This window comes from Aromatoleum evansii (assembly GCF_012910805.1).
Taxonomy (GTDB): domain Bacteria; phylum Pseudomonadota; class Gammaproteobacteria; order Burkholderiales; family Rhodocyclaceae; genus Aromatoleum; species Aromatoleum evansii.
Genome location: NZ_WTVK01000093.1, coordinates 1 through 13,035, shown reverse-complemented (window position 1 = coordinate 13,035; position 13,035 = coordinate 1). Strand labels below are relative to the sequence as shown.

The window sequence follows — 13,035 nt, the reverse complement described above, 5'->3', positions numbered from 1 at the left end:
CCCATGCCGCCGCTGACCTGGCCGACGATGCGCATCTCCTCGCCGCTGGCCGCGCGGATCAGCAGGTCGCCCGTCGCCATGTCCGCCACCAGGCGCACCTGCGCAGCATCGATGCCCTGCACCGACACCGTGTCCACGTCCCACGGCGCACCGTAGTCGACCACCCGGTCGTGACCGCCGCCGCTCGACATCACGTAGGTGTCGCCACCGTCCATGCCGACCAGTTCGTCGTCACCGGTACCGCCATCGATTGTGTCGTTCTCCGCAGTTCCGATGAGCCAGTCGTTGTAGGAAGATCCATTGATTATCGCCATGCCATGCGCCTCGCAAGAGAGCTGTTGCCAGAAAGCGGCGAGAATAGCACAAAGGCATTTTTGGATGACATGCGCAAACCAGCTCGTCACACTGGCCGGAGCGAACTTCCCTCAACAGACAGTGCGAGATCGGGAGAGCTGATTATTTCATCTCCCCTTGCGATGACTTCATTCAAAAATTTTCAGTTTTCATGATGCAACAACGCTGATACGCTCGGACCCGGATCGACAAGCCCAATTGCCAGACATGCCCTACGTAAATATCAAGATCACCCGCGAGGGCGCAACGCCCGAACAGAAGGCCGAACTGATCAGCGGCGTCACGCGCTTGCTGCAGGACGTTCTCGGCAAGAATCCGCAAACGACGGTCGTGGTCATCGACGAGATAGACACCGACAACTGGGGAATCGGCGGCGAGAGCGTGACCGTGCGGCGCAAGCGGGGACAATAGGCCCGGCGGATCCACCCGGAGCGCGCGTCGTTGCCTGGCGCGACCGCCCTATCACCGACGATCAGATGCGGTCGGGAAGCGGACGCATCACCAGGCCATGGCGCCCGCGCGTCACCGGCATCGCAAAATCGAAGCGATCGACCCGCGTGCACAGTTCGAGATCGGCCAGTGGCAGCGCAGGGTCGGTGCCCGCGATGAAGCGCCGGCCGAAGTCGGAATCTCGCACGCGCTGCGCCAGCGCGTCGATATCGATCGGCTCGTCCTGCAGACCGGCCGCGAGGTAATCCGCGCAGGCGATATCCTCGTCGCCATCGCGATCGATCCATTCGCCCGTCGTGATCAGCGCGACCCGTTCCGGCGCGAGTGCACGCAACGCACGCAAGGTCGCCCCGGCACACACGAGGCTCGCCGCGAACAGGCGCGGGGCGCTGCGAAAGCGCAGCAGCGCCTGCACGCCCGCCGCGGTCGACAGGATCACGGGCCGTCCGGCGAGCTTCAGGTCATGGACGCGCGAGGGCGAGTTCCCCAGGTCGAAGCCGGGCATCGGACGCCCGCCGGGCAAGGCGCCGACCGTCAGCGCGTCGGGCAGCAGTTCGTTCAGGATCTCGGCCTCCGCGGCCGTCCCCACGGGATGGATCTCGGATGCGCCCGCCGCGAAGGCGTAGGCCGCGGTGGTAAAGGAACGGAGCACGTCGATCGCGACGACGGCGTCGAAGTCGTGTGATTCCTGCACGAGGCGGTTCAGGCTGACGCGAAAGATCTGCATCGGGTAATCATACGACAAGGGCGCGCGCCGCATCAGCCAGCCTGCCCGCGCACGCACGCAGCACCTGCGCGTCCGGCGCGGTATGCTGGAACCACGCGGCGCCCGGAACGATTACCGGCGCCGCTGTCCAATTGGGCCGCCCATCCGCATTCCCGCCATTTCACGCATGAGCAAGCTGACGATCCGCATCGCCGACGGCGCTGCCGACATTCCCCGCGAAGCCTGGACCGCCCTGTGCCCACCGGGACATCCCTTCCTGAACGGCGACTTCCTGCGCATCGTCGAGGAACATGGCGTCGCAGTGCCCGATGCCGGCTGGCAGCCGCTGCACCTCGTCGCGAGCGAAGAAGGCGCGATCGTCGGCCTGCTGCCGCTCTACCTGAAGGGGCACTCGCACGGCGACTTCATCTACGACTGGAGCTGGAAACCGGTATGGGAGCGCTTCGGCCATCGCTATTACCCGCGCCTGGTGTCCGGCCTGCCCTACACGCCGGTAGCGGGGCCGCGGCTGCTGATCGCCCCGGGCGCCACCGACCGCGCCGCGGTGCGCGACGCGCTGATCGCCGCCGCACAAGGGATCGCTACCGAGAACCACTTTTCGACCTGGCACGTCGCGCTGGCAGCCCCTGCGGACCTCGACGCCGTTGCGGCCAGGGGACTGCTCGTGAGCCACGACGTGCAATACCACTGGTCCGACGCAGGTTTCGGCGATTTCGACGGCTTCCTGCAGTCCTTCTCGGCCGAAAAGCGGCGCAAGGTGCGCGCCGAGCGGCGACGCGCAGCCGAATCGGGGCTGCGCATCGTCGTCCGGCATGGCGACGAGATCGACCGGGGCGAATGGCCCGACCTGCACGCGCTCTACAAGTCCACCTTTGACCGTTTCGGCAATTTTGCCGCCTTCAGCCCTGAATGCTTCGCCGAGCTCGCGACGACACTGGGCGATCGAATGGTCGTATTCACGGCCCGCAATGGCGATGAAACGGTCGCGCTGTCTCTGTGTTTTCGCAGCGACGATACCCTGTTCGGCCGCTACTGGGGAGCAAGCCGCCAGATCGATAGCCTGCACTTCGAGTTGTGCTTCCATCGCGGCATCGACTACTGCCTGCGCCACGGTCTGACCCGTTTCGAACCGGGCGCAGGCGGCGAACACAAGATCGCCCGCGGCTTCATGCCGCAGATCGTGCGCTCGGCGCACTGGATCCCCGATCCGGACATACGCCGCGCGATCGCCCCGCATCTCGAACGCCAGAAGCTGGGCATTGCCGCCTATCATGACGACGCCAGGAGCCATCTTCCGTTTCGCAAACCGGACGCCGGTGCCGCATGACGCCGTCCGCCCCATTCGCATGGACCACCGCCACCACGATGGAAAAACCTCACGCACCGGCCACCGAACGCAATCGCGAACACATCCTCGCCGCGCTGCGGCGACACTTCGCCGACCGTCAGCGAGTTCTCGAGATCGGCAGCGGGACCGGGCAGCACGCTGTCCACTTCGCCGCCGCCCTGCCCCACCTGAGCTGGCAGGCGTCCGACCGGCCGCAGAACCTCCCCGGAATCCGCCTGTGGCTCGCCGAAGCGCGCCTGCCCAACACACCCGAGCCAATCGCGTTCGACGTCAATACGCCCCCGACGCTGTCCCTCCGCTATGACGCGATCTTCAGCGCCAACACCCTGCACATCATGAGCTGGCCCGAGGTCGAACGCCTCTTCGCCCTGTTCCCCGCCCTGATTGCGCCCGGGGCGCTGTTCTGTTGCTACGGTCCGTTCAACTACGGCGGACGTTTCACGAGCGCAAGCAATGCGCAGTTCGACGAGTCACTGAGGCAGGACGATCCGCGACGCGGCATCCGTGACTTCGAGGCGGTCGATGCGCTGGCACGAGTCGCGGGAATGATGCTCGTCGAAGACGCGGAGATGCCAGCCAACAACCGCTGCATCACGTGGCGGCGGACGGCGACCTGAACGGCGATAGTCGAGCCCGTCGGCGAACGGTCGCGCAAGCGCTCACGCCTTGCGGCTGAAACGCTCAGAATACGCGACCACGACGCCTGACGCGACGATGATTCCCATTCCCGTCAGGGACAACCCGTCGGGGAGGTCGCCGAACACCAGCCAACCCAGCAGCGTCGCCCACACCAGCTGGGCATAGGTGAAAGGACTCAGCGTGGTCGCCGGCGCGGCGCGCAGTGCCATGATCATCAGCAGATGGCCGCTCGCTGCGAGCACGCCGAGCGAGCCGATCAATAGCCAGTCGCGCAAATCGAGCGCGCCGGGAACCCAGTATTGCGGCAGCAGAAGTGACGTCGTTACTGCGCCGATCAGGGACGTCCAGGCAAGCTGGGTCACGGAGCGGTCCGCGGCGCTGAGCTTGCGCGTCAACACCTGATAGACCGCGTAGCACGCGGCTCCGAGCAGGACGAACACCACACCGATATTGAAGGCATTGCCGGACGGGCGGGCGATCAGCAGTACGCCTAAGAAGCCGACGATGACCGGAATCCAGCGCCAGGCGGGCATCTTCTCGCCGAGGAAGCTCACGGCAAGGATCATCACGAGGAAGGGCGTGACGAAGACTAGCGCCGTGACTTCGGCCAGCGGCATGCGCTGGAACCCGGCGATGACCCCGGCCGTGACGCCGACAAGGGTGAGGCCGCGCATGACCTGCAAGCCCGGTCGCGCGCTCTTGAACAAGCCTGTTCCGTAGCGCGGGAAGAACACGAGTAGGGTGATCACGAAATGCGCGAAATAGCGCCCCCACACCACGACCGCGACCGGGTGGCGCGACGCGAGCGTCTTCGATACGGTGTCGAGCAGCGCAAAGAGCGCGAGCGCGCCCATGAGGTAGAGGATGCCGCGTATCGGGTGGTGTGCGGCGGGGGCGTTCATGCGGGGAGAATCCTGTCGGGAACCGTAGGGTGGGATGGAATCCCGCCGAACCGTGAGTTGTTCTTATGGTTGCGGCGGAATTCTACCCGTCCTAGGTCCGAGGGACGGCCGTCGCCTACGTCAACTCCCGCACCGGCTGGAACAGCTCAGCGACGAGGCTGTAGCCTGCACCGGCCTGAGGCTCACGCGAACGCATCCCACAGCAGCTTCACGCCCGAAAGCCCCAGCATCGCCGTCGCAAAGACGTGGAAGGCACGCTCCGGAATGCGCTTCAGTGCCTTGAGACCGATCCACACTCCCACGGGTGCGACTGGCGCAAGCAGCAGCGAAACCTTCAGCGTCTCCCACGAAAAGAGCCCCAGCGCGACGTAGGGCACGATCTTCACCGCATTCACGGCGGTGAAGAAGATCACCGTGGTCGCGACAAAGGTGCCTTTCGGCAGGCCGCGGTTCAGCAGATACACCAGGAGCGGCGGCGAACCGGCGTGCGCGATCGTGCTCGTGAAGCCCGACAACGCGCCCCAGAACAGCCCCATGCCTGTCCCGGGCGGCCCGGCCAGCTTCAGCCGCGCGCGCAGACCGAAGATCCGGTCGAGTGAAAACAGCACCGCGATTGCACCGACGCAGCCCTTCACCGCCTTCTCCGGCATCCAGCCAAACACCAGCGAGCCGACCAGCATGCCCAACGCGGCGGCTGGCAGCAGCACGCGGATTTCCTGCCTGTCCCACTTGCCCCAGTACGCGCCGATGCCGATCCAGTCGATGAACACGAGCAGCGGCAACATCACCGCGGCGGCCTGGCCGGGCGTGATCCACAGCGACATGAAGGGCACGGCAAGTCCGCCGAAGGCACCACCGAGGCCGGACTTGGAGATGCCGGTGAGCAGCACGGCGATGCCGGCAACGATCCAGCCAACGGTATCGAAAGTCATCTGGGATTCTGGAAAATCCGGCTCCGCAGTCCGTGCAAATCGTGTGCCCGTCGCTTGTCCATGCCCGCACTGCATTGTTCGCTTGACAATACCCCTGGCTGCGTCGCGTTGCGGACGATTATCACCCGGCGAACGCGTCCGACGCATCCACCGCGCGGGTCGGCTATCGTCCCGCGCCGACGAGGGCTTCCATGACCGCGTGCCACCCCGCCTCGGCCTGCGCGCCGCCTCGGGCAAACGCAGCCTCCAGCTGGACCATCTGTGCGCCGGTAAGGCGTGCCTCCAGCGCTTCACCCTCGACGGTGAGCTGCAACTGACGGACACGCCGGTCGTGCGCCGCAGTATCGGTCGCGACCAGCCCCATATCGACCAACTGCCTCAACGGGGCGTTCAAGGCCTGCTTGGTGACGCCCAGCACGCCGAGCAAGGCATTCACCGAAATCTGCGGATTACGGCCGACGAAATACAGGATGCGGTGATGCACTCGCCCGAGGCCACGCTCTTCGAGAATGCGATCCGGCGGCGCGGTGAAGGCACGATAGCCGAAATACAGCAGCTCGATCGCCTTGCGCAGCCGTGCATCGTCGGATTCGGGTGCTGATGGGGCGCGGGAGATAGTTAAGTCAACCATATTGACATACTAGGAGGCGAGCCATTACCTTGTCCATAGGTCAATATTATTGACAGTTTATCGGATGCCACGATGACCGCCGCCCTTTCCTCCCTTCCCGCATTTTCCGCCCGCACCCGCGACCTGCACGCCTCGCCGATCCGCGAAATCCTCGCCGTCGTCGATCGCCCGGGGATGATCTCCTTCGCTGGCGGCCTGCCCTCCGGAGACAGTTTTCCGCGCCTGTCGCTCGACGCCATGCCCCCGAACGCCTTGCAGTATGGTCCCAGCGAGGGAGAACGGCCGCTGCGCGAATGGATTGCCGCAGACCTGCGCGCGCGCGGACTGGATTGCAGCGCCGACCAGGTGCTGATCGTCTCCGGGTCGCAACAGGGGATCGATCTCGTCGCAAAGCTGTTCATCGACCCCGGGACGCCCGTCGCCGTCGAATCCCCGACCTATCTCGCTGCCCTCCAGGTGTTCCGCTTCTTCGGCGCACACCTGCATGCCTACGATGCCGAGGCGCCCGATACGGCCAGCTTCGCGCGCGACAAGCCCGCTTTCGCCTACGTCATCCCCACCTTCCAGAACCCGAGCGGGCGCTGCCTCGACGCCGCGCAGCGCGCCGCCCTGGCCGCCAGCCTCGACGAGGCACACATCCCCGTGTTCGAGGATGACCCCTACCGCGACCTCGCCTACGATCCTTGCGAACGCACACCGCTGTGCGCAAGCCTGCGGCGCGCGGCCTGGATCTATCAGGGCTCCTTCTCGAAGAGCCTGGCCCCCGGACTGCGGCTGGGCTACCTTGCCGCATCGCCCGAATTGCTCCCATTCCTGACGCGCCTGAAACAGGCTGCCGATCTGCACAGCAACCGCGTCAGCCAGTGGGTGGTGCTGCAGCAGCTCAACGATCCCGCGCGCCATGCGCGCATCGACGCCCTCGTCGCGAGCTATCGCGTCCGCCGCGACGCGTTCGAGCAGGCGCTTCGCCGACATTTCGGCGACATCGCCACCTGGCGAACGCCCCCCGGCGGCCTCTTCTACTGGCTGACGCTGCGCAACAAGATCGACACCCGCGCGCTCCTGCCCAAGGCGATAGAAGCAAACGTCGCCTTCATGCCGGGCGAGCCCTTCCTGCCGCACGAAACGGAAGCCTGCGGCCAGCTGCGGCTCAATTTCAGCCATGCGACCGCGGAGCAGGCCGATGTCGGGCTGAGGCGGCTGGCTGCGCTGGTGCGCAGCGCATCCTGATCCCCCGCCGCGGCCGGTCCCTTCCAGGCCCCCTGTGGCATGATGGAACGGACCATGAGCACACCAGCCACCATCTACTACCACGCCGACTGCCTCGACGGCTTCGGCGCCGCCTATGCCGCCTGGCGCCACCTGGGCGATGCAGCGCGCTACCAGCCGATGCATTACGGCATGGACTGGCAGGCCGAAGACGTCACCGGGCGCGACGTCTTCATCCTCGACTTCTCGTTTTCCCGCGGCGAGCTCGAACGCATGGCCACCCTGGCCCGCTCGGTCTGCCAGATCGATCACCACGCGAGCGCCCGCGCTGCCTGGGCGGAACTGCTGCAGGCGGACGAAGGGAGCGGCGGCGAGCGCTTTCACGATGCCTCCCGCAACCTGACAGTGATCTTCGACCTCGAACGATCCGGCGCCAGGCTCGCATGGGAATATTTCCACCCGGACACGGCAGTCCCGGAGGCGATCGCGCACATCGAGGACCAGGACATGTGGCGCTTCGGCCTCCCCGGCACACGTCCCTTCTGCCGCGCACTGCGCATGCGCGATTTCCATTTCCGCACCTGGGATCCCATCGTGCGCGCAAGCGAGGGCGCGTCTTCACCCGCCCATCGCGCCCTGCTCGAGGAAGGCGAAGCCGTCGATCGCTTTCTCGCCATCGAGGTCGATCGGCTCGCCTCCAGTTCTCTGGTCATGTCCGTAGGCTTGCAGGCCAACCTCGCTCCCGGAGCCCCCGCTGCAGCGTCCGACATGCGGGTGAGCGGCCTCGCCATCAACGCCAGCGCGGCATTTGCATCCGAGCTCGGCGGACGGCTGGCGGAGCGCTCGCGCACCTTCGGCCTCGTCTGGCAACTGGGCGGCGACGGCTTCGTGAAGGCGTCACTGCGCGGCTGCAATGTCGTGAACGTCGCGCGCATCGCCGAGCATTACGGTGGCGGCGGCCACCCCAACGCCGCAGGCTTTCGCATGCGCTTGCGCGATTTCCTCGAACAAGTGCTCGCGACACCGCCCGACCAGGCACCCTGAACGTCCAGACGCGCCAAATTTGCCTATAATTGAAGCCAGATGGCGTCGATGGAGTTCACCATGAATACCCCCGCCGCAGCCCTGGCGCCCCCCGCGTCGCTCTCGATCGAATCCGTGCTCGGCGGTCAGGGCGTGCTGCACGCAAGGCCGCGGACGGCGCTCGACTGGGTTGCGCTCATCCGCCGCGGCATTTCGTCTGCGGCGGTCGATTCGGCAACGAAGACGCTGCACGTCACGCAGGCCGAGCTTGCCGGAGCCCTCGGCATTCCCGAGCGCACCCTCGCCCGCCGCAAGCGGGAAGGCACCCTCAACAGCGAGGAATCCGCCAAGCTGGTGCGCCTCGCACGGGTCGCCGAACGCGCCCAGGAGGTCTTCGAGGATCCCGAAGTCGCCATGCACTGGCTCAAGTCGCCGAACACCACCCTCGGCAGTGCCGTGCCGCTGTCGCTCATGGACACAGACATCGGCGCCGAGAGCGTCCTCGACACCCTGGGCCGCATCGAGCACGGCGTCTTCGCCTGATGCTCACCGTTTGGCGCCTGTTGACGGCGCGCTGCGCGGCGTCGGCGTTCTCCGGCGAGGGTGCCCGCCTCTACGGCGGACGCTGGAACCGCAAGGGCGTTCCGCTGGTGTATACGGCCGCGACACAATCCCTCGCCATGCTCGAAATGCTCGTTCAGGACGAACCCTTGCACGCCCGCTACGTGGTCATCCCGGCACGAATCCCGAGCGGGCTGCGTATCGACCGCATCGCCGCCGACACGCTCCCGGACGACTGGCGCAGCCCTGCGGCGCGCGCACACCTGCAGGACATTGGCAGCGACTGGGCGAAGGGCGGTTCCGCCGCCGTACTGGCGGTCCCCAGTGCGGTGATCCCGTCGGAAACCAACTACCTTCTCAACCCCTTGCATCCATTCTTTGCCAAAATCGCCATCGGCGAAGCGCAGGAATTCGTCACGGACTTGCGCCTCATTCGAAGCTCATGATCTTTCACCGCCCGCGACGGCAGACTCCGCCCGAAGACGGTCACCTGACGCGGACGATCGACAAACCACCCCAACTCCCCATGTCCCCCACACGCGAAGAAAACAAGACCGGCGATGCCCTCAAGGCCCAGCGTTTCCGCATGCTGGAAGACATCGCCACCGAAATGTCCCGCAAACTGGTCTTCCCGACCTGTTTCGACGTCACGATCCGCCTGCGCGAATTGCTCGACGACCCCGACGCGCCGATCGAGAAGATCAGCGCCGCGGTGAGCCTCGACCCCATGATCAGCAGCCGCCTGCTGAGCGCAGCCAATTCCGTGCTCAACCGCCGCGACGGCCCGCCCTGCAAGGACCTCCAGTCCGCGATCATGCGCATCGGCACGAAGTCGGTGCGCTCCCTGGCGCTCGGCATCGCGATGCGGCAGCTTCTGCTCGCCAAGGACCTGACCGACTTCGACGGCATATCCCGGCGGCTATGGACACACTCCGTGACCACCGCTGCCGCCTGTTCCGTCCTCGCACGGAAATTCGGCCGCGTGACCGCCGATCAGGCGCTCTTCGCGGGGCTGGTACATGATCTGGGCGCCAGCTACATGCTCTATCGCGCCTCGCAGTACGACGAACTGCGAGAACGGCCCGATACCGTCCGACACCTCGTCTACCAGTGGCACGAGAGCATCGGCGAGTCCCTGCTCTTCTCCCTCGGCATCCCCGAGGAAATCGCCATCGCCACGCGCGACCACGACCACCCCCGTCCCGTACCCGAGTACCCGCGCAATCTCACCGACATCGTGTACATCGGCAACGTCATGGCCGGTGGACATTTCGAGTGGATGAAGAAGGATTTCGACGCCGCTGCGCAGGCCCGCGCCGAGCTCGGCGAACCCTATCTATCCCTCATGGACGACATGAACGCCGCGGCTGCGGATCTCCACGCCGTGCTTGAGGGCTGACCGATCCGGCAAGCGGGCACGAGCGGAAACTACGGAGCCGAATCCCGCACGGTTTGCCTGTAAAATACCCTCCCGACGGAGGGCTGCGCGAAGCGGCGGGCGTCGCCCCGGCGGCGCCCTGACCGATTCGCCTGTCCGGCCGACCATCCCGCACGGACACGGAGGCGCGCATGGCGCTGGCAGCACTCTCGACGCAGCAGATCATCGAACAGCTCGATTCGGGCTATCACTGGGTCGGCAGCACCGTCACCTACGCGTTTCCCGTCACCACCGCCAACCTGTTCTGGACGGACGAAGGCAGCTCGTTCCAGCCCCTGGGCTCCACCCAGCAGGCGTACGCCGAACTGGCGCTCGCCTCGTGGGACGAACTGATCGCCCCCTCGTTCACCGAAGTGTCCGGCACCTCGTCCGACATCGAATTCGGGATCACGCTCAGCACCGACTATGCCCACGCTTACTTCCCCACCTTCGGAAGCGTCTGGCTGAGGGCCGGCGAAACCTCGCTCGCCGACCCCGAGATCGGCAGCTATGGCTACATGACCTACGTCCACGAGATCGGGCACGCCCTGGGGCTCGACCACATGGGCGACTACAACGGCTACGCGCCCGCACCGACCAGCTACCAGGACAGCACCGTGCTGTCGGTCATGTCCTATTTCGGCCCGACCCACGGCTCCTGGTCGGCCGGAACCGGCCAGATCGCATGGGCCGACTGGATAGGCGCCGACGGTCAGCTCCACCAGCCCCAGACCCCCATGCTCAGCGACGTGCTGGCGATCCAGAGCATGTACGGCGCCGACCGCACGACCCGCAGCGGCGACACCACCTATGGCTTCGGCGCCAACGTCACCGGCGCGATGGCCGCGATCCTCGATTTCACGCGCAATCCCCACCCCGTGCTCACGATCTACGACGCGGGCGGTAACGACACCCTCAACCTCAGCGGCTGGTCCACGGGCAGCACGGTCGATATCGCGCCGGGAGCCTACAGCTCCTGCAACGACATGACCAACAACATCGCCATCGCGTACTCGACGGACATCGAAAACGTCGTCTGCGGCGACGGCTCCGACACGATCCGCGGCAACACCCTCGCCAACCGCCTCGACGGCGGCGGCGGAAACGACACGATCTACGGCCTCGACGGCGACGACGAACTCCTCGGCCGCGGCGGCAACGACTACCTCGACGGCGGCGGAGGAGTCGACTGGGCCATCCTGGACGCGGACCTCGGCAGCTACGCCATCATCTACGACTCCACCACCGGGGCCTTCACGTTCCAGAGCCAGTGGAGCGGAATCGACACCATCACGGGCATCGAATACTTCCGCTTCGCCGACGGCACCAACCGCAGCGCAGGCGAACTCACCGGCGGGCAGCGCGCCGCGCCCGCTCCCGGGATTACCGTCTCGGGCACCGGCCGCGCCAACGTCCTCGGCGGCACCGATGCCGACGACCAGCTGTTCGGCCTGGGCGGCGCCGATACGCTCGACGGCGGGTTCGGCCACGACCTGCTCGACGGCGGTCGCGGTGCGGACCGGCTGCACGGCGGCAACGGCGACGATACCTATGTCGTCGACAACCGCAACGACGTCGTTCTCGAGTCGAACGGCGCGCTGGGCGGCATCGACACCGTGCGCAGCTCCGTATCCTTTGCCCTGAGTGCCGATCTCGAACATCTCACCCTCACCGGCCGCGCACGCGCCAACGGCAGCGGCAACGACGGCGACAACGTCATCGTGGGCAATACCGGACGCAACACCCTCGAAGGACGCGGCGGCGACGACACCCTGATCGGCGCCGGAGGCCTCGACATCCTGACCGGCGGCGCAGGTCAGGACATTTTCCGCTTCGACACCGCTACCGATAGCGGAGCCAGCGCCCGCAAGGCGGACCGGATCACGGATTTCACGATCGGCGAGGATCTCCTCGATCTTTCCCGCATCGACGCAAACCTCCTCACCGCCGGGGACGACGCCTTCGACGCCACCTTCGTGGCCGCGGGAACGGCCTTTTACGCGCCGGGCCAGCTCCAGTTCGCGGGAGGCATCCTGTACGGCAACGTGGACGCCGATGCGAAACCCGAATTCGCGATCAACATCGGATTCGTCGCCCTCTCGCACAACGATATCCTGCTCTGAGCGCCCTCTTTGCCGCATTTCCGGCCCCATCGCCTTACACACAATTACAACGCGCCTGCATGGAAAGCTTGATGCCGCGCGCCGGCGCGCTACACTTCGCGCCTTGACGCCTTCCGCACGGAATATGCACAAACACACGGCCATGCACCGCTGCCTGCTCGCCCTCCTGCTTCCGTTGCTCGTCTCCACATCGAGCCATGCGGCCGAGCAGAAGCCCGCCGGCGAGGGGACGACCGTCGAGCTGTCGGCCGATGCCCGCCGCGCGGCCCCCAACGATCTCGCCATCGCAAGCCTCTATTTCCAGGCCGACGACCGCAATCCCGGCGCGCTCGCACGCCACGTGAACAGCACGATCGCGACAGCGCTGGAACAGGTGCGCGGTCATGCCACCGTCAAGGCAAAATCCGCCGGAACCACCACTTTTCCGGTCTATGGCAAGGAAGGCCGGCGCATCGAGGGCTGGCGCATGCGCTCCGATATCCAGCTCGAAAGCAGGGACCTCCCCGCCCTCACCGAACTCCTCGGCAAGCTCCAGGGAACGCTCGCACTCGCGGGCCTGACCGTCCAGCCCTCGCCCGAAACGCGCAAGAGCACCGCAGACCTCGCCGCCACCGACGCAATCCGGGCTTTCCAAGAGCGCGCCGGAACCATCGCAGCCACGCTGAACAAGCCGTGGCGCATTCGCCACCTCGCCGTCACCCACGGCGGCAGCCCCCGCC

The 13,035-nt window shown here is 66.3% G+C and carries 15 protein-coding genes; 10 read left to right on the top strand and 5 right to left on the bottom strand.

The window, feature by feature from the left end; all coding sequences use genetic code 11:
* Positions 1-314, bottom strand: a 314-nt coding sequence (locus GO615_RS25970) for a hypothetical protein (protein ID WP_211167369.1), incomplete at its 3' end; no start/stop codon positions are given.
* 247 nt (positions 315-561) lie between these two features.
* Here GO615_RS25970 and GO615_RS25965 point away from each other — a divergent pair.
* Positions 562-765, top strand: coding sequence for a tautomerase family protein (locus GO615_RS25965; protein ID WP_169132759.1), 204 nt, complete (start codon positions 562-564; stop codon positions 763-765).
* A gap of 61 nt (positions 766-826) precedes the next feature.
* On the opposite strand, the gene GO615_RS25960 is transcribed toward GO615_RS25965, so the two are convergent.
* A complete protein-coding gene (locus tag GO615_RS25960; protein ID WP_169132758.1) occupies positions 827-1,531 on the bottom strand; it encodes a 2-phosphosulfolactate phosphatase in 705 nt (234 codons plus the stop codon).
* A 166-nt stretch (positions 1,532-1,697) separates the two neighbouring features.
* Between GO615_RS25960 and GO615_RS25955 the strand changes: the two genes are divergently transcribed.
* On the top strand, positions 1,698-2,858 hold the full coding sequence (locus tag GO615_RS25955) for a GNAT family N-acetyltransferase (RefSeq protein ID WP_169132757.1): 1,161 nt from the start codon (positions 1,698-1,700) through the stop codon (positions 2,856-2,858).
* Positions 2,855-3,496 (top strand): DUF938 domain-containing protein, encoded by a 642-nt coding sequence (locus tag GO615_RS25950; protein WP_246262464.1) that lies wholly within the window; start codon positions 2,855-2,857, stop codon positions 3,494-3,496. The genes GO615_RS25955 and GO615_RS25950 overlap by 4 nt, the downstream gene beginning before the upstream one ends.
* 42 nt (positions 3,497-3,538) lie before the next feature.
* Here the strand turns inward: GO615_RS25950 and GO615_RS25945 are convergent, their stop codons facing one another.
* From GO615_RS25945 to GO615_RS25935, 3 genes are all read right to left on the bottom strand, one after another.
* The gene (locus GO615_RS25945; RefSeq protein ID WP_169132756.1) at positions 3,539-4,420 is read right to left on the bottom strand and encodes a DMT family transporter; all 882 of its coding nucleotides are present in this window, start codon (positions 4,418-4,420) and stop codon (positions 3,539-3,541) included.
* 182 nt (positions 4,421-4,602) lie between these two features.
* Complete coding sequence (locus GO615_RS25940) at positions 4,603-5,352, bottom strand: sulfite exporter TauE/SafE family protein (RefSeq protein ID WP_169132755.1); 750 nt, start codon at positions 5,350-5,352, stop codon at positions 4,603-4,605.
* Positions 5,353-5,515: 163 nt separating this feature from the next.
* Complete coding sequence (locus tag GO615_RS25935; RefSeq protein WP_169132754.1) at positions 5,516-5,983, bottom strand: MarR family winged helix-turn-helix transcriptional regulator; 468 nt, start codon at positions 5,981-5,983, stop codon at positions 5,516-5,518.
* A 72-nt stretch (positions 5,984-6,055) separates the two neighbouring features.
* Between GO615_RS25935 and GO615_RS25930 the strand changes: the two genes are divergently transcribed.
* The 7 genes from GO615_RS25930 to GO615_RS25900 all read left to right on the top strand — a co-directional run.
* Complete coding sequence (locus GO615_RS25930) at positions 6,056-7,213, top strand: aminotransferase-like domain-containing protein (protein ID WP_169132753.1); 1,158 nt, start codon at positions 6,056-6,058, stop codon at positions 7,211-7,213.
* A gap of 54 nt (positions 7,214-7,267) precedes the next feature.
* On the top strand, positions 7,268-8,236 hold the full coding sequence (locus GO615_RS25925) for a DHHA1 domain-containing protein (RefSeq protein WP_169132752.1): 969 nt from the start codon (positions 7,268-7,270) through the stop codon (positions 8,234-8,236).
* A gap of 60 nt (positions 8,237-8,296) precedes the next feature.
* Positions 8,297-8,758 carry an Xre family toxin-antitoxin system antitoxin gene (locus GO615_RS25920; protein ID WP_169132751.1) on the top strand — a complete coding sequence of 154 codons (462 nt, stop codon included), beginning with the start codon at positions 8,297-8,299 and terminating at the stop codon, positions 8,756-8,758.
* A complete protein-coding gene (locus tag GO615_RS25915) occupies positions 8,758-9,222 on the top strand; it encodes an RES family NAD+ phosphorylase (RefSeq protein ID WP_169132750.1) in 465 nt (154 codons plus the stop codon). Before GO615_RS25920 ends, GO615_RS25915 begins: the two co-directional genes overlap by 1 nt.
* A gap of 80 nt (positions 9,223-9,302) precedes the next feature.
* Positions 9,303-10,175 carry an HDOD domain-containing protein gene (locus GO615_RS25910; protein ID WP_169132749.1) on the top strand — a complete coding sequence of 291 codons (873 nt, stop codon included), beginning with the start codon at positions 9,303-9,305 and terminating at the stop codon, positions 10,173-10,175.
* A gap of 170 nt (positions 10,176-10,345) precedes the next feature.
* Complete coding sequence (locus GO615_RS25905; RefSeq protein WP_169132748.1) at positions 10,346-12,316, top strand: M10 family metallopeptidase C-terminal domain-containing protein; 1,971 nt, start codon at positions 10,346-10,348, stop codon at positions 12,314-12,316.
* A gap of 142 nt (positions 12,317-12,458) precedes the next feature.
* A partial coding sequence (locus GO615_RS25900; protein ID WP_246262463.1) for an SIMPL domain-containing protein occupies positions 12,459-13,035 on the top strand: 577 nt, incomplete at its 3' end.

Bases quoted from the DNA above. Each gene is read 5' to 3' on its own strand.
- GO615_RS25950 (WP_246262464.1), top strand. From the start codon at position 2,855: ATGACGCCGTCCGCCCCATTCGCATGGACCACCGCCACCACGATGGAA.
- GO615_RS25945 (WP_169132756.1), bottom strand. From the start codon at position 4,420: ATGAACGCCCCCGCCGCACACCACCCGATACGCGGCATCCTCTACCTC.
- GO615_RS25930 (WP_169132753.1), top strand. From the start codon at position 6,056: ATGACCGCCGCCCTTTCCTCCCTTCCCGCATTTTCCGCCCGCACCCGC.
- GO615_RS25920 (WP_169132751.1), top strand. From the start codon at position 8,297: ATGAATACCCCCGCCGCAGCCCTGGCGCCCCCCGCGTCGCTCTCGATC.
- GO615_RS25935 (WP_169132754.1), bottom strand. From the start codon at position 5,983: ATGGTTGACTTAACTATCTCCCGCGCCCCATCAGCACCCGAATCCGAC.
- GO615_RS25905 (WP_169132748.1), top strand. From the start codon at position 10,346: ATGGCGCTGGCAGCACTCTCGACGCAGCAGATCATCGAACAGCTCGAT.
- GO615_RS25965 (WP_169132759.1), top strand. From the start codon at position 562: ATGCCCTACGTAAATATCAAGATCACCCGCGAGGGCGCAACGCCCGAA.
- GO615_RS25955 (WP_169132757.1), top strand. From the start codon at position 1,698: ATGAGCAAGCTGACGATCCGCATCGCCGACGGCGCTGCCGACATTCCC.
- GO615_RS25925 (WP_169132752.1), top strand. From the start codon at position 7,268: ATGAGCACACCAGCCACCATCTACTACCACGCCGACTGCCTCGACGGC.
- GO615_RS25910 (WP_169132749.1), top strand. From the start codon at position 9,303: ATGTCCCCCACACGCGAAGAAAACAAGACCGGCGATGCCCTCAAGGCC.
- GO615_RS25960 (WP_169132758.1), bottom strand. From the start codon at position 1,531: ATGCAGATCTTTCGCGTCAGCCTGAACCGCCTCGTGCAGGAATCACAC.
- GO615_RS25940 (WP_169132755.1), bottom strand. From the start codon at position 5,352: ATGACTTTCGATACCGTTGGCTGGATCGTTGCCGGCATCGCCGTGCTG.
- GO615_RS25915 (WP_169132750.1), top strand. From the start codon at position 8,758: ATGCTCACCGTTTGGCGCCTGTTGACGGCGCGCTGCGCGGCGTCGGCG.